The organism is Mycolicibacterium monacense (genome assembly GCF_010731575.1).
GTDB classification, from domain to species: Bacteria; Actinomycetota; Actinomycetes; order Mycobacteriales; family Mycobacteriaceae; genus Mycobacterium; species Mycobacterium monacense.
Map to the genome: position 1 here is coordinate 3,517,690 of NZ_AP022617.1, position 20,878 is coordinate 3,538,567.

15 protein-coding genes are annotated in these 20,878 nt (G+C 70.5%); 7 read left to right on the top strand and 8 right to left on the bottom strand.

From position 1 onward, the window contains the following. Entirely contained in the window at positions 1 to 1,407 is a 1,407-nt protein-coding gene (locus tag G6N49_RS16880; RefSeq protein WP_064917609.1) for an NAD(P)H-quinone dehydrogenase, read from the bottom strand. 76 nt (positions 1,408 to 1,483) lie between these two features. On the opposite strand from G6N49_RS16880, the gene G6N49_RS16885 reads away from it, so the two are divergent. Further along, the gene (locus G6N49_RS16885) at positions 1,484 to 1,963 is read left to right on the top strand and encodes a gamma-glutamylcyclotransferase family protein (RefSeq protein WP_011558659.1); all 480 of its coding nucleotides are present in this window, start codon (positions 1,484 to 1,486) and stop codon (positions 1,961 to 1,963) included. Between the two features lie 57 nt (positions 1,964 to 2,020). Further along, positions 2,021 to 3,289 carry a DUF4032 domain-containing protein gene (locus tag G6N49_RS16890; protein ID WP_011854940.1) on the top strand — a complete coding sequence of 423 codons (1,269 nt, stop codon included), beginning with the start codon at positions 2,021 to 2,023 and terminating at the stop codon, positions 3,287 to 3,289. A gap of 6 nt (positions 3,290 to 3,295) precedes the next feature. Here G6N49_RS16890 and G6N49_RS16895 read toward each other — a convergent pair whose 3' ends face one another. Both G6N49_RS16895 and G6N49_RS16900 read right to left on the bottom strand, forming a co-directional pair. Continuing rightward, complete coding sequence (locus G6N49_RS16895) at positions 3,296 to 4,468, bottom strand: amidohydrolase (RefSeq protein ID WP_011854939.1); 1,173 nt, start codon at positions 4,466 to 4,468, stop codon at positions 3,296 to 3,298. Beyond that, positions 4,465 to 5,646 (bottom strand): M20 family metallopeptidase, encoded by a 1,182-nt coding sequence (locus G6N49_RS16900; RefSeq protein WP_011854938.1) that lies wholly within the window; start codon positions 5,644 to 5,646, stop codon positions 4,465 to 4,467. The genes G6N49_RS16895 and G6N49_RS16900 overlap by 4 nt, the downstream gene beginning before the upstream one ends. Before the next feature lie 56 nt (positions 5,647 to 5,702). Here G6N49_RS16900 and G6N49_RS16905 point away from each other — a divergent pair, with 56 nt between their 5' ends. Beyond that, positions 5,703 to 6,497 carry a purine-nucleoside phosphorylase gene (locus tag G6N49_RS16905; RefSeq protein WP_011854937.1) on the top strand — a complete coding sequence of 265 codons (795 nt, stop codon included), beginning with the start codon at positions 5,703 to 5,705 and terminating at the stop codon, positions 6,495 to 6,497. Here the strand turns inward: G6N49_RS16905 and G6N49_RS16910 are convergent. Then, complete coding sequence (locus G6N49_RS16910) at positions 6,443 to 7,567, bottom strand: AbrB family protein (protein WP_011854936.1); 1,125 nt, start codon at positions 7,565 to 7,567, stop codon at positions 6,443 to 6,445. The genes G6N49_RS16905 and G6N49_RS16910 overlap by 55 nt on opposite strands. 106 nt (positions 7,568 to 7,673) lie before the next feature. On the opposite strand from G6N49_RS16910, the gene G6N49_RS16915 reads away from it, so the two are divergent. Together G6N49_RS16915 and G6N49_RS16920 are read left to right on the top strand one after the other, a co-directional pair. After that, positions 7,674 to 8,126 (top strand): MarR family winged helix-turn-helix transcriptional regulator, encoded by a 453-nt coding sequence (locus G6N49_RS16915; protein ID WP_011854935.1) that lies wholly within the window; start codon positions 7,674 to 7,676, stop codon positions 8,124 to 8,126. Beyond that, positions 8,123 to 9,760, top strand: coding sequence for a phospho-sugar mutase (locus tag G6N49_RS16920; RefSeq protein ID WP_011854934.1), 1,638 nt, complete (start codon positions 8,123 to 8,125; stop codon positions 9,758 to 9,760). The genes G6N49_RS16915 and G6N49_RS16920 overlap by 4 nt, the downstream gene beginning before the upstream one ends. Positions 9,761 to 9,763: 3 nt before the next feature. Here the strand turns inward: G6N49_RS16920 and upp are convergent, their stop codons facing one another. Continuing rightward, positions 9,764 to 10,387 (bottom strand): uracil phosphoribosyltransferase, encoded by a 624-nt coding sequence (gene upp / locus G6N49_RS16925; RefSeq protein ID WP_011768111.1) that lies wholly within the window; start codon positions 10,385 to 10,387, stop codon positions 9,764 to 9,766. A gap of 50 nt (positions 10,388 to 10,437) precedes the next feature. On the opposite strand from upp, the gene G6N49_RS16930 reads away from it, so the two are divergent. Together G6N49_RS16930 and G6N49_RS16935 are read left to right on the top strand one after the other, a co-directional pair. Further along, entirely contained in the window at positions 10,438 to 10,746 is a 309-nt protein-coding gene (locus G6N49_RS16930; protein WP_041924987.1) for a hypothetical protein, read from the top strand. 2 nt (positions 10,747 to 10,748) lie between these two features. Beyond that, positions 10,749 to 11,837 carry a C40 family peptidase gene (locus G6N49_RS16935; RefSeq protein ID WP_011854933.1) on the top strand — a complete coding sequence of 363 codons (1,089 nt, stop codon included), beginning with the start codon at positions 10,749 to 10,751 and terminating at the stop codon, positions 11,835 to 11,837. Between the two features lie 9 nt (positions 11,838 to 11,846). On the opposite strand, the gene G6N49_RS16940 is transcribed toward G6N49_RS16935, so the two are convergent. The 3 genes from G6N49_RS16940 to G6N49_RS16950 form a co-directional block, all read right to left on the bottom strand. Beyond that, entirely contained in the window at positions 11,847 to 15,065 is a 3,219-nt protein-coding gene (locus G6N49_RS16940; RefSeq protein ID WP_082947881.1) for an ATP-binding protein, read from the bottom strand. Between the two features lie 94 nt (positions 15,066 to 15,159). Further along, positions 15,160 to 18,321, bottom strand: coding sequence for an adenylate/guanylate cyclase domain-containing protein (locus tag G6N49_RS16945; protein ID WP_011854931.1), 3,162 nt, complete (start codon positions 18,319 to 18,321; stop codon positions 15,160 to 15,162). Between the two features lie 179 nt (positions 18,322 to 18,500). Beyond that, positions 18,501 to 20,870, bottom strand: coding sequence for an ATP-binding protein (locus G6N49_RS16950; RefSeq protein WP_407665057.1), 2,370 nt, complete (start codon positions 20,868 to 20,870; stop codon positions 18,501 to 18,503). Between the last annotated feature and the right edge of the window lie 8 nt (positions 20,871 to 20,878).

Below are 20,878 nucleotides of genomic sequence, written 5' to 3' on the forward strand. Positions count from 1 at the left end.
TCAGTCCAGATCGTCGTGCGCCATGAGCCGACGCGCGGCCTCCACGATCGAACCCGACAGGGACGGGTACACCGACAGGGTCTGCGCGAGGTCGGTCACCGAGATCCGGTTGTGCACCGCCAGCGCGATCGGCAGGATCAGCTCCGACGCGATCGGGGCCACCACCACACCGCCGATGACCACGCCCGTCGCCGGGCGGCAGAAGATCTTGACGAAGCCGTGCCGCAGCAGCGACATCTTCGCGCGGGCGTTGGTGTTCAACGGCAGCATCAGGGTGCGGGCGGGCACACTGCCGTCGTCGATCGCGGTCTGCGGGATCCCCACGGCGGCGATCTCCGGACGGGTGAACGTGGCCGAGGCGACGGTGCGCAACCGGATCGGGGCCACCCCCTCGCCGAGGGCGTGGTACATCGCGATCCGGCCCTGCATGGCCGCCACCGACGCCAGCGGCAGCAGGCCGGTGCAGTCGCCGGCGGCGTAGATGCCCGCCGCCGGTGTGCGCGACACCCGGTCGACGGGGATGTAACCGCCGCGGGCGAGTTCGATGCCGACCCGCTCGAGGCCGAGCCCCTCGGTGTTGGGCACCGAGCCGACGGTCATCAGCGCGTGGCTGCCCTCCACACAGCGGCCGTCGGCCATCTGCACCTTGACCCCGTTCTCGGTGCGGGTCACCGATTCGGCGCGGGCGTTCTTGACCAGGGTCACGCCGCGTTCGGCGAACACCTCTTCCAGGACGGCGGCGGCGTCGCTGTCCTCGTGCGGCAGGATCTGGTCGCGGCTGGCGACCACGGTCACCGTCACGCCGAGTTCGGTGTAGGCGTTGCAGAACTCGGCGCCCGTGACACCGGAGCCCACGATCACCAGGTGTTCGGGCAGTTCGGTCAGGTCGTAGAGCTGACGCCAGGTGAGGATGCGCTCGCCGTCGGGCTCCGCGTTGGGCAGCACGCGGGGGCTGGCGCCGGTGGCGATGAGCACCACGTCGGCCTTGAGGACACCGGTCTTGCCGTCGTGCGTCCGGACCCGGACCCGGTGCTGCGCCAGCCCCGGCACGTCGTCGACCAGTTCGCCGCGGCCGCCGATGACCGTGACGCCCTCCCGCAGCAGTTGGCTGCCGATGTCGGCGGACTGTGAGCGGGCCAGCGTCTTGACCCGGTTGTGGATCTGCGGCAGCGAGATCTTGGCGTCCTCGATGCTGATGTCGAACCCGAGGCCGGTCGCGCGGCGCAGTTCGGTGCGCACCCCGGTCGAGGCGATGAAGGTCTTCGACGGCACGCAGTCGTAGAGCACGCACGCACCGCCCACCCCGTCGGAGTCGATGACGGTGACGTGGGTTTCGGGTCCTGCGGCAACCAGTGCCGCCTCATAACCGGCGGGCCCGCCGCCGATGATCACGATGCGGGTTGCCACGAGCACAATCTAGCCGCTTGCTGTCGGCGGGCGCTTCCGGTCGCGGCCGGCCGGTCGCCGGTTAAGCTCTCCTACCGTGCCGCTCTACGCCGCCTACGGGTCGAACATGCATCCCGAGCAGATGATGGAGCGCGCACCGCATTCGCCGATGGCCGGGACCGGCTGGCTGCACGGCTGGCGCTTGACGTTCGGCGGCGAGGACATCGGCTGGGAAGGCGCGCTGGCCACGGTCGTCGAGGATCCCCTGTCGAAGGTGTTCGTCGTGCTCTACGACATGACCAAAGAGGACGAGGAGACCCTCGACCGCTGGGAGGGTTCCGAGCTCGGCGTCCACAAGAAGATCCGCTGCCGGGTGGACCGGCTGTCGTCGGACACCGACACCGACCCGGTGCTGGCGTGGCTCTACGTGGTCGACGCCTGGGAGGGCGGGCTGCCGTCGGCACGCTACCTCGGGGTGATGGCCGACGCCGCCGAGATCGCGGGTGCGCCCGCCGATTACGTGCACGACCTGCGGACCCGCCCGTCGCGCAGCGTCGGCCCCGGCACCCCGGGCTGACCTGCCCCATCCCGCGAAGGTGCGTTCCGCGCCGCGCGACGGTGACAGGCTGTGCTCATGGCCGTCCCCGAACTCCGGCTGCGCACCCCGGGCGCCGAGTTGCTCGCACTGCCGTGGGACCGACCGCTCGCCGAGTGGGCGGTGCCCGACGTGCCGCTGCGCGACATCGCCGTCGGGCCGAGCCGCCACCTGGTGAAGTTCGTCGACTGCGACGGTGCGCTGTGGGCGGTCAAAGAACTGCCGCCCCGCATCGCACGCAAGGAGTACGGGGTACTCGGTGAGCTCGAAGACCTCGGCCTGCCCGCCGTGCGCCGGGCCGGACTGGTACACCAGCCCGATTTCGACACGTCGATTCTGCTGACCCGGTTCCTCGAGGGGTCGTGGCAGTACCGGCGGCTGTTCCGCAGACTGCCGCCCGAGGAGCCCAAGCACCGCGCCCGGTTGTTCGACGCGATGGCCACCCTGCTCGTCGAACTGCACCGCCACGGCGTGTTCTGGGGTGACTGCTCGCTGGCCAACACACTGTTCTCCCGCGACGGCCAGGTGCTGCAGGCGTGGCTCGTCGACGCCGAGACCTCCGAGGTGCACCCCCGGCTTTCCGACGGGCAGCGCGGCCACGACCTCGACATCCTGGTCGAGAACGTCGCCGCCGACCTGATGGACCTGGCGGCCTACCTCGGCTCGTCGGAGGAACTCGAGGACGCGCTGATCGCCGAGGCGCAGGACATCCCGAACCGGTACCAGCGGCTGTGGGACGTGCTGCACGCCGAACCGGTCTTCGACTTCAGCGACCGGTACCGCGTGGAGGGCACGATCCGCCGGCTCAACGAACTCGGCTTCGCCGTCGAGGAGGTCACGCTGCAACCGGTCAGCGACACCGCACCCGACCGGCTGCGGCTGCACGTCGCCGTCGGCGACCGCCGGTTCCACGCCGAACGGCTGCGCGCACTGACCGGCCTCGACGTCGGCGAAGGGCAGGCCCGCACGCTGCTCGGCGATCTGCAGACCTTCCAGGCCCAGCTCAGCCGCGAGAGCGGCCACGACGTCGACGACTCGACGGCGGCGCAGCTGTGGGTGATGGAGGTCGCCACGCCGACGATGCACCGCGCCCATGAGGCGATCGGCCGCGCGGGCACGCCGATCCAGGCGTTCTGCGATCTGCTCGAGGTGCGCTGGTTGCTCAGCGAACGGGCGGGCCGTGACGTGGGCACGGAGCGGGCGCTGGTCGCGTTGGCGCGCGACGTCATCCCACCGGATTCGGCGGCCAAGATGGCGGTCGCGGAGGTACCGACGCAGCCGATGCCGGTGATCGAACTCGACGACTGAGCACGGTTAGAGGAGGGCGGCCTGTTCGACGATGTTGACCAGCGCGCGCACGCCGACGCCCAGCGCGCGCTCGTCGAGGTCGAACGTCGGCTGGTGCAGATCGAGCTGCGGCCCCCGGCCGCTCCACACCCCGAGCCGCGCCATCGCCCCCGGCACCTCCTCGAGGTACCACGAGAAGTCCTCGCCGCCGCCGGACTGGCGGGTGTCGGCGAGCACGTCCGGGCCGATCGCCTCGATCGCGTGGGTGAGGATGCGGGTGGAGACCTCCTCGTTGACCACCGGCGGCACGCCGCGGCGGTACAGCACACTGTGCTCCATCCCCAGCGGCGCCAGTAACGCCGACACGATCTCGCGCACAATGTCTTCCAGCGTCAGCCACGTTTCACGCGACGCGGTTCGGATGGTCCCGGCCAGTGTGCCGGTCTGCGGGATCGCGTTGGCGGCGACGCCGGCGTTGACCGCACCCCACACCATCACGGTGCTGTTGCGCGGGTCGATGCGGCGCGAGAGCACACCCGGGACCCCGGTGATCAGCGTGCCGAGCCCGTAGACCAGGTCACCGGTCAGGTGCGGGCGCGACGTGTGCCCGCCCGGCGAGTGCAGCGTCACCTCGATCTGATCGGCCGCCGACGTGATCGGGCCGGGCCGCACCGCCACCCGGCCCACCGCCAGCCGCGGATCGCAGTGCAGCGCGTAGATCCGCGACACCCCGCTCAGCGCACCGGCCGCGATCGCGTCGATCGCGCCGCCGGGCATCAGCTCCTCGGCGGCCTGGAAGATCAGCCGCACGCCGACGGGCAGTTCGGGCACCGACGCCATCGCCGTCGCCGCGCCCAGCAGGATCGCGGTGTGGGCGTCGTGACCGCAGGCGTGCGCGACATTGGGCACGGTCGACGAGAACGGCAGGCCCGTCCGCTCGGCCATGGGCAGCGCGTCCATATCGGCGCGCAGCGCGATCCGGGGGCCGTGCTGGGGGCCGAAGTCGCAGGTCAACCCCGTCCCACCGGGCATGACCTTGGGGTTGAGCCCGGCGTCGGCGAGCCGGGCGGCGACGAACTGCGTCGTCGCGAACTCCTGACGGCCCAGTTCCGGGTTGGCGTGGATGTGGCGGCGCCAGGCCACGAGCTCGTCGTAGTTGGCCGACAGCCAGCGCGCGGCGGCATGTTTGAGCACGCTCACGACGCTCGCCTCTCCTGCCGCTGCAACACCCGGTCCCGCTCCGCGGGCGTCTCGGCGAGACGAACCACGGTGCGGGCCAACATGATCGCACCCTCGACGACGGCCCTGTCCGCGCTGGGTCCCGCGGCGGCCGCGGTGAACGCCGGCTGGTGGATCGACGCGCCGCCGGCGTCGATGCCCACCACCGGGTGGATACCGGGTACGACCTGCGTGACATTGCCCATGTCGGTGCTGCCGAGGGGCAGCGCGGCCTCGACCTCGGCGGGCACCGGAGTGCGGCCGACCCGCTCCATCTCGTCACGCACCACCGCGGCCAGCCAGTGGTCCGGGGTCAGCTCGGCGTACGCCGGTGCGGTCTCGGTGACCTCATAGTCGCAGCCGGTGGCGACGGCGCCCGCCTGAAAGCAGCCCGCCATCCGGTCCTCGAGTTCGCGCAGCGAGACCGATTCGGCGGCGCGCATCGAATAGCGCAGCGCGGCGTGGGCCGGGATGACGTTGGTGGCCCGGCCGCCGTCGGTGACGATCCCGTGCACCATCTGCCCCGGCGCCAACTGCTGGCGCAGCAACCCGATCGCCACCTGCGCGACGGTGACGGCGTCGCCGGCGTTGAGCCCGAGGTGGGGGGCGACCGCCGCGTGCGACTCCCGCCCGGTGTAGGTGACGTCGACCTCCGAGAGCGCCAGCGACCTCGCCGCGGCAATGTCCACCGGCCCGGGATGCAGCATCACCGCGACGGCGATGTCGTCGAACACCCCCCGCTCGAGCATCAGGATCTTGCCGCCGCCGGCCTCCTCGGCCGGTGTGCCCAGCAGCACCACGGTCAGGTCGAGGTCGTCGGCGACCTCGGCGAGCGCCAGCGCGGTGCCGACGGCCGAGGCGGCGATGATGTTGTGGCCGCACGCGTGCCCGATGTCGGGCAGCGCGTCATACTCCGCGCACACACCGACCACCAGCGACCCGCTGCCGTACGAGGCGCGGAATGCGGTGTCGAGGCCGCCGACCGGGGAGGTCATCTCGAAGCCGTACTCCGCCACCAACGCCTGGGTCTTGGCACAGCTGCGGTATTCGCCGAACGCCAGTTCCGGCTCGGCGTGGATGGCGTGTGACAACTCGACGAGGTCTCCGCGGCGGCGGTGGACGGCGTCTTCGACGCTCGTCGACGCGGTGGCGGAGGGCATTGACGCAGTATCTCACTGCACGAATCGCGCGGCTTCGACAGCTAAGCTCGCACACCGTGACCAGCCCAGCGGACGTGGCCCAGCAGGCCGCCGCGGTGATCCGCGACCGCACCGGAGCCGACGAACACGACGTCGCGGTCGTGCTCGGATCGGGTTGGGCGCCCGCGGCCGACGCCCTCGGCGCCGCCACCGCGTCCGTGCCGATGTCCGAGTTGCCCGGGTTCACGCCGCCGACGGCCGCGGGCCACGGCGGGGTCGCGCTGTCCGTTCCGATCGGCGGGCACCGCGTGCTGGTCCTCGTCGGCCGCATCCACGCCTACGAGGGCCACGATCTGCGCCATGTCGTGCACCCGGTGCGGGCGGCGTGCGCGGCGGGCGTGCGCACGGTCGTGCTGACCAACGCCGCCGGCGGGCTCCGCGAGGAGTACACCGTGGGTCAGCCGGTGCTGATCAGCGACCACCTCAACCTCACCGCCCGTTCCCCGCTGGTGGGGGCGCAGTTCGTCGATCTGGTCGACGCGTACGCACCGCGGCTGCGGACACTCGCCAGGACGATCGACCCGGCCCTGGCCGAAGGCGTCTACGCCGGACTGCCGGGGCCGCACTACGAGACCCCGGCCGAGATCCGGATGCTGCGCACGCTCGGCGCGGATCTGGTCGGCATGTCGACAGTGCACGAGACGATCGCCGCGCGCGCGGCCGGCGCCGAGGTGCTGGCGATCTCGCTGATTACCAATCTGGCCGCAGGCATGACCGGGCAGCCGCTCTCGCACGAGGAGGTGCTGGAGGCTGGCCGTCAGTCCGCGACGCGGATGGGTGCTCTGCTGGCCGGCGTCGTCGCATCGCTCTGATCGGCGGGGTGACGGCTCAGCCGCCGGCTCGCCCACACGACGAAGCGGGCCAGCAGCGGTGAGGCGAACAGCATGAGCAGCACCCGCAAGACCTGCGCGGCGATGATGAACGTGACGTTGGACCCCGTCTCCACCGCCGTCGCCAGCACCGCGTACACCCCGCCGGGGCTGGTCGCGAGGTATCCCTCGAGCGGCGTCAGCGCGGTGTAGTGGGCGAGCACCACCCCGAGACCGGCCGTGCCGACACCCAGCACCGCGATCAGCGCGAGCGCGGCGGGCAGGATCCGGGCGATCGCGCGCAGCGACTCGGTGGTGAAGGCCAACCCGGCCTGCCAGCCGATCACGAAGTAGGCGGCCTGCACCAGGAGCGCCGGGACCGACAACCCGAACGACAGACCGGTCAGCTGCAACGCCACGGTAAGCGCCATCGGCCCGAGCAGACCGGCGCCCGGCAACCGCAGCAGCCGACCGCCCGCGGCGCCGACCAGCACCAGGGCCGCCAGCACGGCGAGGCTCAGATACCAAGGCGCCGTTGACTGTTGGGCCATGTCCGCGGAGGGGTGGGATTTGTCGGGGTGGTAGACGAACGCGACGACCAGCGGCATGGACGCCGTCACCAGGGCCACCCGCAGGTACTGCACCACCGACACCACCCGGTCGTCGCCGCCGAGGTCGCGGGCGATGGCCACCAGGCCGGAGGCGCCGCCGGCGGTCAGCGCCAGCGACCCGGTCAGCGGGGTGACCTCGCGATGGAGTCCGAGCAACGCCCCCGCGGCCACGCTCAGCAGCAGGGTCGCGACGGCGATGCCGACGACGAACGGCCAGTCCGAACCGAGCGCGGCGAAGGCGTCGTGCTGCACCATCGTGCCGATGTAGACCCCGAGGACTCCCTGCGCCACGACCCCCGCGGGCCGGGGAACCCCGGCGGGTGCCAGCGAGAGCAGTGCGAGGACGACGCCGACCGCCAGTGCCGCGAACAGTCCGGCCGACGGCACGCCGGCGAGGGTCAGCGGAACGGTCACGGCGACCGACGCCGCCGCCAGCAACACCCACTTCAGAATCCGCCGCATCCAACCTCCCCAATGGGTCAATGCCAAGTATGTCCTTAGCATTCTCGTGACGCAACATGCAACGAAAGCGCTACGGACCTGAGAACTGTGAAGGTATAACTTGTTCATGACCGATCGTGCCGCTCCCGCCACCGAACTCCGCGAGGCGATCATGGCGGTCGCCCGACAGATGCGGCGACACCGGCCCGACCACGGCCTGACGCTCAGCCAGCTGGAACTGCTCGGCGAGGTCAGCCGCACGGGCGTCACCACCCCGGCCGAACTCGGCGCCCGCCTGCAGGTGCGCGCGCAGTCGCTGACCGACAGCATCAACGAACTGCTCACCCGCGGTCTCATCTCGCGCCGCCCCGACGACCGGGACCGCCGCAGACAACTCATCGAGATGACCCCGGCCGGTGTCGCACTGCTCGAGGCCGACCGCGCCGAGCGCGACGCATGGTTGCACCGGGCGATGGCCGACACGCTGACCGACCTGGAATTCGACCTGCTGATGCTCGTCGCACCGGTGCTCCGCAAGCTGGCATTAAACGATGCCAAAGCGGGCACACTTGCTCCATGACTTCCCCGGCGACCTCGACGACCGTGCAGGAGTGGATTGCTCACGACCCAGACCCGCACACCGCGGCGGAGTTGTCCGAGTGCAGTCCCGACGAACTCGACGAGCGGTTCTCCCGCTCACTGACATTCGGGACGGCGGGGCTGCGCGGGCCGCTGCGCGCCGGCCCGAACGGGATGAACCTGGCGGTGGTGCTGCGCACGACGTGGGCGGTCGCCAAGGTGCTCAAGGACCGCGGCCGAGCGGGTTCGCAGGTCGTCGTGGGCCGTGACGCCCGGCACCGCTCCGACGAATTCGCCCGCGCCGCTGCCGAAGTGCTCGCCGCACAAGGGTTCGAGGTGCTGCTGCTGCTGGCCGCCGTACCGACGCCCGTGGTGGCGTTCACGGTGCGGCACATGCACGCCGCCGCGGGAATCCAGATCACCGCATCGCACAACCCGCCGACCGACAACGGGTACAAGGTGTACTTCGAGGAGGGGCTGCAGATCATCGGCCCCACCGACACCGACATCGAGGCCGCGATCGCCGAGGCGCCGATGGCCGACGAGATCGCCAGGGCCGAAGTGGAAACCGGCGGCATGGAGGAGATCGCCCACTACGTCGAACGGGCGGCCAACGTCCGGTACTCGACGGCCCCGGTGCGGGTGGCGTTCACCCCGATGCACGGGGTGGGCGGTGAGTACGCGATGGACACGTTCGTGCGGGCAGGCATCACCGATGTCCACGTGGTCGACAAACAGTTCGCACCCGACCCCGACTTCCCCACCGTGTCGCTGCCCAACCCGGAAGAACCGGGTGCGGTCGACGCGCTGCTCGAATTGGCCGCCGACGTCGACGCCGACGTCGCGATCGCGCTCGACCCGGACGCCGACCGGTGCGCGGTCGGGGTGCCGACACCCGACGGCTGGCGGATGCTCTCGGGGGACGAAACCGGTTGGCTGCTGGGCGATTACATTCTTGACCAGGTCGAGCCCGGCGAGGTCATGGACGCGACCGTGGTGGCCAGCACCGTGGTGTCGTCGCGAATGCTCGCGGCGATCGCCGCCGCGCACGGCGCCCACTACGTCGAAACGCTCACCGGCTTCAAATGGCTCTCCCGCGCCGACGACGACCTACCCGGCAAGACCATGGTGTACGCCTACGAGGAGGCCATCGGCCACTGTGTGGATCCGGCCGCGGTGCGCGACAAGGACGGCATCAGTGCGGCGGTGTTGTTCTGCGACCTCGTCGGCGTGCTGAAACAGCACGGCCGCACCGTGCTCGACGTCCTCGACGACCTGGCCCGCCGCCACGGCGTCCATGTCACCGCGGCCGTCAGCCGCCCGGTCGCCGACGCCGACGAAGCCGCCGGGGTGATGGCCCGGCTGCGGGACACCCCGCCCGATCGCCTCGCCGGGCACGAGGTCGCCGTCACCGACCTGAACACCTCACCCGCGCCGATGCGCTCGGATGCGCTGATCCTGAGCGGCGGGGATGCCGACACCTCGGTGCGCATGGTCGTGCGACCATCCGGGACGGAACCGAAAGTGAAGTCCTACATCGAGGTTCGACGCGCCTGCGCCGGCGACGTGGGGCGGGCGCGCGCCGAGGCGCAGCGGTTGCGCGACGAACTGGTGGCCCTGGCGCAACAGTGGTGAGCCTCAGCGCGGACCGAACTGCCGGTCTCCGGCGTCGCCGAGTCCGGGCACGATGTAGGCGGCCTCGTCGAGGCATTCGTCGATCGTCGCGGTGAACAGCCGCATGTGTGGCGCGGCCCGTTCGAGGGTGGCGACACCCTCCGGCGCGACCACCACACAGATGGCGGTGATGTCGACGGCGCCGCGCGCCTGCAACAGCCCGACGGTGTGGGCCAGCGACCCGCCGGTGGCGAGCATCGGATCGAGCACGAACACCGGCTGTGTGCTCAGGTCGGCGGGCAGCGACTCCAGATACGGTGTGGGCTCGTGGGTTTCCTCGTTGCGGGCCACGCCGACGAACCCCACCCGCGCCTCGGGGATCAGCGCGTGCGCCTGGTCGACCATCCCGAGCCCGGCGCGCAGGACCGGAACCAGCAGCGGCGGGCGCGCCAGCCGCGACCCGGTCGTCACGGCCAGCGGGGTGCGCACCTCGACGTCCTCGCGGGCGGCGTCGCGGGTGGCCTCGTAGACCAGCATCAGCGTGAGATCGCGCAACGCCGAACGGAATGCCGCGTTGTCGGTGGACTGGTCGCGCAGCGTGGTCAGTCGAGCAGCGGCCAGCGGGTGATCGACGACGCGCACATCCATGGCGCCGACCTTAGCGGGAACCGCGCGGGCGTTCTCAACGTCGTATTCGCATGCTCGCCGACACCGTCCTCGCCGACACCGACGCCATCCGCGCACTGGCCCGCGCCGACGCCGCGCACTCCGCCGACCTCGCCGCCGCGGCGGCCGCGCTGGGCGCCATACCGGTCGCGGCCGCGGCGCAGTCGCTGGGTCCGGTCGGTGCGCGTTTCCTCGCCGCACTGACCGAGGCGGCCGCCGCCGAATCCGCCGCCGCCACCGCGCTGGCCGACCGGGTGGCCGCGGGTGGCGCGACCGCGCAGGGTTCAGCCGCCGCCTACGACGAGGCGCACGTCCGCGCCGCCGCACTTCTACGGGCCTGACCGTGCCGAGCACGCTGGTGGAAGCGCTCTCGGCACCGCTGCGCGAGGTGCGCTCGCTCGTCGGCCCGGGGTGGCCGGACGGTTCCGGCGGCGCGCCTGCCGCCGCGCTGGCCGCGGTGCGGGACGCGCTGGGCGGGGTGTCGACCGCGACGCAGGCAGCGTGGCAGCGCACCGCCGACGGCTGGTCGGGCAGCGGCGCCGACAGTGCGGGGGCGTTCGCCGCGGCCACCACCGCAGCGGTCACCGAGTTGGCCGACCGGACGGGCCGGCTGACCGCGGGCACCCGCGAAGCAGGCGCCGCCGTCGCCCGCGCCGCCGCCCGCCTGCAGGACATCGTCGAACGCTTCGAAACCCGGGCGGCCGCGCTCGAATCCCAGCTGGACACCCCGGGCGTCGCCGAGGAACTGCTCACCGAGGCCCGGCGCGCCCTGCGCGAAGCCATCGGCATCGTCGAGGAGTTGCGCGCCGAACTCGACAGCCACGCCGGTGCGCTCACCTCACCCGGTGGGGCGCCGGGAGCCCCGCCTGCGCCCAACGTTCCGGCCGGCTTCGGCGGGGGCGCGCCCGGTGCGCTCGGCGGCGCCACCCCGACGGCGTCCCTGGCGTCCCTGGCTTCCCGGACTTCGAAGGGCCGGCCGGCTGAGGCGGCCTCGCGCCGCGGGGTGGCAGCCCAGCCCGATCCTGGGGTGTTCGGCGACGGTGTGGCGGTGCGGTTGCCCGACGGCAGTACGGCCACCGCGCCGAACGCGGTCGCCGCTGAGGCGGTGCGCCACGCGCTGACCCAGTTGGGGGTGCCGTATCAGTGGGGCGGCACCACCCCGGGTGTCGGACTGGATTGCAGCGGCCTGACGCAGTGGGCCTACCGCGAGGCCGGTTTGGACCTGCCCCGGTTGGCGCAGGAGCAGGATGTCGGCGCCGCCGTCGACGCCGGTTCGCTGCGGCCCGGTGACCTCGCGGTGTGGGACGGACACGTCGCGATGGTCGTCGGTGACGGCGTCATGGTCGAGGCGGGTGATCCGGTCAAACTCTCGGCGATCCGGACCACGAATGCGGGACAGGGCTTTCAAGGTTTCTGGCGTCCGACGGGCTGACTGCCCGAGTCATCCGTCAGACGTATTCGAGAGCGTCAACGTGGCCCGCGCCCTCGCCACGTCCGGCATCGCGCTTTCTGCGGGTATGCGGTCGACCGCCGCAACAAGCGCGGCGCGCGCAGACTCGCCACGAGACACGAAATCGTCGAGTGCGGCGCGCAATTCGAAGAGCGGCGCACCCTGGCATCGTGCGAGTTCACGCGCAGCGTGCAGATCTGCTTGGATCGCAGTGTGATCGGTATGAGTCTGAGCGCGTAGTCGTAGCAACTCGGAATCGTAGAAGTGCATCTCGGTATCCTCTGCCAACGCCAGTCCAGCGCTGAGGCGCGCGTGGGCCTGCTCGGACTGGTCGACGGCGATCAAGAGCCGCCCGAGGACCGCGTCGTAGAAGGTGCTGTACATGTTCGCTTCGAGCGTTCGCAACTCGTCGAGAAGCGTGGTGGCGGTGGCGGTGTGAGCCATCGCTTTTGCTGTGTCCACGTCTTCGGTGTCGAGCGCCGCCAGGCCACCGACAGCGGCCTCGAGAAACGCCGCCCGCTGCCGCCATATGTCGAAACCGTGCCACTCAGCCACCCCGCGCAACTCAGCAGCCAGTGTCGCCGCACGGGCGAGCTGACCGGCCTCGATGCGCAGCCACGTCGCCACGAAAAGCTCCCAAGCGTGCATGTACGGGCCCTGGGGGAACCTGAGCCTTTCGGCCCGGTCCGCCGAGACGGACAGCTCCCTCTCGGCACCGCGGAGGTCACCTCGTACCAGTGCGACCAGGGCCAAGTGGATGTGCGCCGACGTGACCGGCTCGTTGGGCACGAACCGCCAGACGGCGACAACGTCATGGTGGCCTGCGGCCACGCCGACCGTCGCAGCCTCGAGGCTGCTGCAACCGAGCTCGAACTCGCCGCGTAAACAGGCCAAGAGTCCGACCAGCATGTCGACTGCCGGGCGGAACCATTGTCGTTTCGCGAGGCCGGCGCGTAGCGATTTGACGACCTCGGCCGCCCGTCCCAGGTCAGCCCGCGCCAAGCAGTAGTTTCCCAGCGCGGTCAGCGTCGCGAACAGTTCGTCGTCACCAAGGTCGGTCCCGCCCAGCTGCAGACATCGCTCGAAGTCGCCGGCGGCGGCGCGACTCTGATAGCCCTCCGCGACCGAGATCAGTACTCCCCGCCGTAGCCGCGCAGCCATCTCCTGTCGGTCGCGCTCCGGACCGGGCGTCGCACGGTCGAGTTGCCCGAGGGCTTGGGTCAGATGGGTCCGCGCCTCGGCGAGTGCGCCACGACGCCGCGCATCGTTCGACGCCCGCTGATAGGCCGATGCGGCCTCGCGGAACCGCTCGGCTCGCTCGAAGTGGCCTGCGACCAGGCGCCAGTCCGCATCCCCACTGAGGGCATCGGCGACTTTGGCGTGCAAGCCACGCCGAACACTCTCGGGAGCCAACTCGGCGGCGACCTCGCGCAGCAATTCGTGGCGGAACCGCCAGCCATCGCTCCCCCACCGCTCCAGCACCAGCGCCCCCTCGAGCTCCTCGATGACGTCATCGAGCTCCTCGACGCTCAAATCGACGACCGAGCACAGCAGACCGCGATCGATGTGGCGGCCGATGACGGCGGCCGCCTCGAGTACCGGGATTGCGTTCGCACTTGCGCGCAGTCGCGCGAACAACGGCTCGTACAACGTCTCGGGCACGCCGGTCTCGGTCAGCCCGGCCACCACCTGCTCGACGTAGAACGGGATGCCGTCACAGCGCTGACGTATCGCCGCCTTCTGCGCCGCGCTCGCACCGGGTTCGAGTCGGTCCACCAATTCGTCGGTCTGCGCGTCGGTCAAAGGCGCCAGATCGAACGTTGTGACCGGCCAATCTTCACCAGTCCATCCGTCCGGCCTACCCGTCATCACCACCAGGTACGAACCGGGATTCGCCCTGAGCAGCCCACCGAGGGCAGCAAGAGAGGCTGAGTCGACCCAGTGCAGATCCTCGGCGACCACAAGGGCTGCTTCCTCGCCGAGGCATGCCTTCAGATATTGATGTACCGCGGCGTCGATGAGCTCTTGGAGCTTTGCACCCTCGGCCGGCACCGGCTGGTAACCGTGCTGGGGGGCGATACCCAGAACCGGGGCCAACAGCGGCAGTACGGTTGCCGGGTCCAGTCCACGGGCGTTGATTTCGTTGCCGAGCAGGCGAATTCGTTCAGTAGGGGCGCTCAGTCGCTCGATTCCACAACGGCGTTCGATCAATCCTCGGACGGCGTATAAGCCGACATCGGCATGAAACTCGGATCCTGCCAACTCCAGTACCACAGCGCCCGAGCGCTCAGCCACCTCCACGGCCGCCGCAGCCAGACGCGATTTCCCGATACCAGCCTCTCCGCGAAACACCATGCCCATCGAGAGTGAGCCGGCCTGCGCGCACGCCCAGTTCTCCCGCAACAGCGCGACTTCCTCATCACGCCCCACCAACGGCCCACGGGTGAGCTTGATCGGCTCTGGCCGCTCCGCGGTCACCCGGTAGTAGGCCACCGGCTTCTCGACGCCCTTGACCGCAGCAGGCGGGCGTGACTCCATCTGGAAGAACCGGGTGATCAACGGCGCGACCGCATCCGACACCACCACCGAATCCGGTGGTGCCAGGCCCGACACCCGTGCAGCCAGGTTGGCCGCAAGCCCGTAGACGTCGTCCTGCTCGGTATCCAGATACACCGGTCCCCGATGGACGCCGACACGAACCGCTATGTCGAACCCGAATCGGCGGCGGGCCGCCTCGCTGATCCGGGCCACCCCGCCGGTGATGTCGAGACCCGCTGCCACCGCGCGGCGCGCGTCGTCTTCATGAGCGATGGGGTGACCGAACACCGCCAAAAGACCGTCACCCTTCGTCGAACAGACATGACCCCCGAAGCGCTCCACGATGCGCACCACCTGCTCGCGGTACCGCCCCACCACCAGGCGATAAGTCTCCGGTTCCACCCTCGTGGAGAGAGACGTCGAATCCACCAGATCGGCGAAGAGAATCGTCAGTCGGCGAATCTCTCCCGGGTGGTCCGGCACGGCCAACAGGTCTTCGGCCTCGGCGTTCGCGCCGTCGGCCTCCAGCACCTGCGCCGTCAGTACCGTCGCGGTCGCCCGATCCCCGCGGTTGATCGCGGCCACCGCCCGATCCAGCAACTCGTCAATCGAACCGCCGCCGAGGTCTCGACGTCGGTCATCGCTCCCGTGCGAGACACCCTCGCGATGCACTTCAATATCGTGACACCGCGCGGCCCATCGGGTGTGGTATCGCACCGACGGGCGACTTATCGCCGGCTTCTGGCGGCCGACGGCGTGGCGTCGGCTACGGCATCGCCTCGGCCCACGTCATCTGGCCCTCGTAGCCGAGGGCTCTCGCTCTCTCGCGGTACTGATCGCGAAGCTGTCGGTAGGCCGCTGCATCGCCGCGACGTAGCGACAGCAGCCCGCGCATCCGCAGCAGCGCGAGCTCGCAGAATGCCGCGCCGTCGAACTGCGGATAACCGGAGAGGCGCGCCAACACCTCGTGAGCCTCGGCGAGATCGCGGTCCGTGCCCCGCTCGATCAGGGCGGACGCCAGGATCGTCGTGGCCCACGGCACGTAGGACAACAGCCCACTGTCGTACATCGCCTCGACACACGTCCGCAGCGAGGGCAACGCGGACCAGTCCCCACGCACCAGCGCCTGCTCGGCGAGCCGCGCGTCGATGACCGGCACCATCATCGAGTAGAACCGACCGTCGACCGCCATCTCCCGAACCTGTCTCAGCAGCTCCACCGCCCGCTTCGTCCGGCCGGACGGGTGGTCGAGCAGCACACCCGCCGAGGCGAACAACGCGAAGCCGTACGCGATGTCGTCGGCCGAGCGTTGCGCGATGTCCAGCGCCTCGTCGCTGTTGCGGAGCGCGGCGTCGTCGGCGGCGATCACGCCGCTGGCGATCGCATTGCCATAGGTGTAGATCATGACCGCCGCCCGCGAAATCGGGTCGGCTTCCCCGGCCATCTCCACTGCGCGGTCGAAATCCCGCCGCCACCCCGGTCTTCCCAGCCACCAGCAGGCTGTGCACCGCATCGCGTATGCCAGCGCCAGCGGAGCGCCGAGCACGTAACCCCCCAGCGCCGGGTCGTCGTGTGCCAGGTCGATCACCATGTCGCAGGTCCGGAGCGCCTCGGCGAACTCGCCGATGAGAATCTTGATGGCGGCGGGGAACAACGCCAGCCCGACGGTGAGCGTCGGGTCGCCGATCGACTCCAGCAGGACCATCTGATCGTCGACCAGTCGGGACGCTTCCGCCAACGTTCCGTCGATGAGCTGCTCGTTGACCAGGCCGGCCATCGCGATCGCCACCGACGCTTTGTCGCCGGCCACCGCACACAATTCCTGCAATTCTTCGAACCGCCGGCCACCGGCCAGTTCGTGTTTGCGAAATCCGTTAGCGCACAACAATGTTCGAGGCGCTATCCGTAGTTCGAGCTGACCCGGGGTGTCCGCGGGAAGCGCATCGGCCAGCATCGACGCACGCTCCCAGCTCACCAGCGCCGCACGGATGTCCCGCTGCTGAGACCACGCGGCGGCACGCATGTGCCACTCGTACGCGGCCCGCGAATCACCCGCGGCCTCCAGGTGTTCGGCGATCAGCGCGGCGTTCTCGTCGATCGACGGTTCCTGGCGGGAGATCGCGTCAGCCAGCCGCCGGTGCAGCGCCACCCGATCGGACCGGAGTTGGGATTCGTATGCGACGGTGCGGATCAGCGGATGACGGAAGGCGTACTCCGCGTGCCCCGTGAACTTCACCTGATCGATCAGTTCGGCGAGCAGCAGACCGTCGACCACGGGTGCCACGCCCATCGAGGCCAGCAGGTCGGTGTCGAAGCGCATTCCGATGACCGATGCCGCACACAGTGTGTTCTTGGCGGGTGACTCCAACCGATCGATGCGGGCGGCGATCGTCGCCTGCAGCGTCGCGGGCACGCTGATCTCGGCGACGTCCACGCGGCAGACGTACTCGCCACGCCGCCCATGGAGGAGGCCTCGCTCAGCGAGGTCGCGCACGATCTCCTCGGCGAAGAACGGGTTGCCGGCGGCACGCTGCGCGACCGTCACCGCCAGGTCCACCACAGACGGATCGGCGCCCAGCAGTGCACGGGCCAGCGTGGCGGACTCGGGTTCGCTCAGCGGCGCGAGGGTCAGAGTCTGCGCACCCGGAACCCGGCTGAGCGCACCGTGAAAATCCGGTCGGTGGGTGATCAGCACCATTGCATGCGTCTGAGGGATCACCGTCACGAAGTCGGCGGCCATCGCATCGCTGACCTCGTCGATCCAGTGCGCATCCTCGACGATGTAGAGGGCGGGCGAGCCGCGGGACACGGCGGCGGCCTTGACCATCCGCGACAATCGCCGGCGTCGCGCGTCGGGATCGATGTCCGGTAGCGCGGCGTCCGGGTCGCGGATCTCCAGAAGGTCTTCGAACAGCAGCAGATCCTGCTCGTCGGCGTCGTCGAATCGCGCCCGCAGTCGCGCTCGGACCAGTTCGTCCGGCAGGCCGGGAAGGCCGGCGATCGTGCGCAGGAGCTGACCCACGACGTGGAACGGGACGTCGCTGGTGTGCGATTCGCAGAACGACCAGAACACGTCGACGCCGCGGGTTGCCGCCGCCGAGGCGATCTCGCGCGCCATCCTGCTCTTGCCGATCCCGGGCGGCCCCACCAGTGCGACCACTGTTCCGGCGCCGTCGATCGACCGTTCGAGTATCCCTTCGGCGGCGGCCATCTCCCAGCGCCGGCCGACAAGTCGCGGCTCGCCGCGTCCGGCCACGGCATGGGGTGCCGCCATGCCCATCAGGCGCCGTGCGGCGACCGCCCGGTCACAGCCCTTCACCGAAACCTTCTCCGGCGCGCCGAGCACCGCGACATGCTCGACCAGACGCGCCGTCGAATCGCTGAGCAACACGCCCCCGGGCGCCGCCACCGACTCCATCCGTTGCGCCCAGCCCACGTGCTCCCCGACCGCGGTGTAACCCAGCGCCGGCGATGCGATGTCACCGACGATCACCTGCCCTGAGTTCAGGCCGATCCGCAACTGGAGGGCGGCACCGTCGAGGCGTTCCACGGTGGTCGCGAGCTGCGCCGCCTGCTGCTGGATGCCCAGCGCCGCCAGACACGCCCGGATCGCGTGATCCTCGAGGGCGATCGGCGCACCGAAGACCGCCATGATTCCGTCCCCGGTGAACTTGTCGACCGTCCCGCCGTACCGCTGCACCACCGCCGAGGACCGGTTGACCAGATCGGCCATGATCTCGCGCAACCGCTCGGCGCCGACCGCCGCGGCGACGTCCATCGAGCGGACGACATCGGCGAACAGAACCGTGACCTGCTTGTATTCGGCATGCGCCGCGGGCTGACCCACGGGTGCACCGCATCCGTGGCAGAACCGGGCGCCATCCAGGTATTCGGTGCCGCAGGTACGGCACGCCGTAGAGGCCGTCATCCGACCCTCCGCACGTCGGCCCGGATTTCTCCGGGCGCACCCAGAATAGGCCGCAGAACGTGGCAGCATGCCGGTTATCGAGCCCCCGCCGGCGAGGGCCGGGGTCTCAGTCTGCGCGGTTGCGAACGTTCGCAAACACTTTCGGCTTTGCGACGTCGCTCCCCCACCGATCGAAGCGTCTAGTGGGCCTCGCGATCATCTACACCGCAACGCGTTTCGAACAAGCAGGCACCCTGACGCCGCGCCAGGGTGCGCGCGGCTTCGAGATCGGCCCGGCGGGCATCCGGGGTGATCTGGGTACGGGCGCGAAGCCGCAACAACTCGGCGTCATAAAAGTGCATCCCGTTGTCCCGTGCCAGTTCCAGGCCCGCCTGCAGGCGTTCGCGGGCCGACTCCGGTTCGCCCGCCGCGATCAGCAACCGTCCGATGATGGCGTCGAAGATCGTGGTGTACATGTACACCCCGAGCGAGCGCAGGTTGTCGAGGTGGGTGGTGAGCGCGGCGCTCTGCGAGACGAGCACGCTGCGGTCGCAGCGGTCGTCGGCCAGGGCCGCCAACGCGGCGACGGCGCTCAGCCACGTGGCTCCGACCCGCAACCACATGTCGAGGCCGTACCGCTCGGCGTGATCGATGGTCGCCGCGGCCACGTCCGCAGCGTGATCGAGCCGGCCGGATTCGACGCACAGCCAGGCGGTCATGGAGCGCGTGTACGCGTGCAGGTACGGAGTTCCGGGGAAGCCGAGGCCTGAGCCCAGCCGTGCCGCCTGCGCCAGTTCGTCCTCGGCCCGCTCCATGTCGCCTCGCAGCAACGCGACGAGAGCCAGGTACAGCCGCACCAGCGCCTTCGACTCGGCGACGACACGTCCGTACTCCTCGTCGATCCGACCTTGAGTCGCGAGTTCGTCACCCGCGCCGTGCAAGTGGTGGTACGCGGCATCGCAGTCACCGCGGAGCAACGCCACGGTCCCGGACAGGACCTCGATCACCGGGTGGGCGCACTGCCGTTCCCCGAAGTGGTTGCGCAGCACCGCGATCACGTTGTCCGCCCGGCGCAGGTCGGCCCGGATCAGGTGGTAGTTGGCGACGGCGGTCAGCGTCTCGAACAGCTCGTCGTTGCGCAGGTGGGCGTGGCCGAGTTGCAGGCACCGCTCGAAGTCGGCGGCGGCCTCCGGGCTCTGGTAGCCGTCCGCGGCGAAGCCGAGAGAGCCGCGCTCCAGGCGCAGCGCCGCCTCGAGACGATCCCGTTCGGCATCCGCAGGAGCGTTCTCGAGCTGCGCGAGCGCGCGGGTCAAGTGGGCACGGGCCTCGGCCAGGGCGCCGCGCCGCCGCGCATCGGTCGACGCCTGCTGATAGGCCGCCGCGGCGTCGAGAAGGCGCGCAGCGTGTGCGTAGTGTTGCGCGACCAGACCCCACTCGGGTTCACCGGATCGGACCAGGACGTCGGCGACCTTGCCGTGCAGGCCCCGCCGCACGCTCGGCGGTGCCAGTTCGGCGGCGACCTCGCGCAGCAGTTCGTGCCGGAACCTCCAACCACCTGACCAGGATTCGAGGACCCCCGCATCTTCGAGTTCACCGATGACACGGTCGAGTTCGTGGGAAGGAACGCCGACGACCGAACGCAGCAAGTCGCGGTCGAACTGGCGGCCGATCACGGCGGCCGCCTCGACCACCGGCACCACCTCCGGGCTGGCGTGTAGCCGAGCGAGCAGGGGCTCGTAGAGAGTCTCCGGCACACCGGCCTGGCTGCGACCGTTGACGACCTGTTCGATGTAGAACGGCACACCGTCGCATCGCGCGGCCACCTCCGCCCGCTGGTCGGCGGACAGACCCGGATCGAGCGCCTCGATGAGCACGTCGGCCTGCGCATCGGTCAGCGGCGGGAGTTCGACCACCTCGACCGTCGACCCGGACGGCACCCATCCGCCCGGCCGCCCGGTCATCACCACCAGCACCCGGCCTGCCGCCGAATCGAGGAGCGCGCCGAGCACCGCGCGAGTCGAGGGATCGAACCAGTGCACGTCCTCCGCCACCACCACTCCGGCACCGCCGAGACACGCCCGCAGATATCTCGTCACCTCCTGCGTGACCAGCCCGTAGAGTTCGTCGCCCGCGGCGGCCGCCGGCTCATATCCGGCCCGCGGTTCGATGCCGAGCACCGGCGCCAGCAGCGGCACGGCGAGGCGCGGTTCCAGACCGCAGGCGTGGCACACCGCGTCCAACCGCCGCAGCCGTTCGGGCTCGCCGGTCTCGCGGACGATGCCGCACCGACACTCCAGCAACGCCCGCACCGGGTACAGACCGGTGTCGGTCTGCAAGGGCGATCCGATCAGTTCGAGCACGACCGAGCCGGAATCCGCCGCCACGTCGGCGGCTGCGGCGGCGAGGCGTGACTTCCCGATGCCGGGCTCGCCCATGAAGATCACGCCGGGGGTGGTCAGGGTTCCCGCCCGTGCCTGCGCCCACGAGGCGCGTAACCGAGCCAGTTCCTCGTCACGGCCCACCAGTGGAGGTCGACCCGCACCAGACGCCGAGCGGGATTCGGCCACCACCCGGTGGT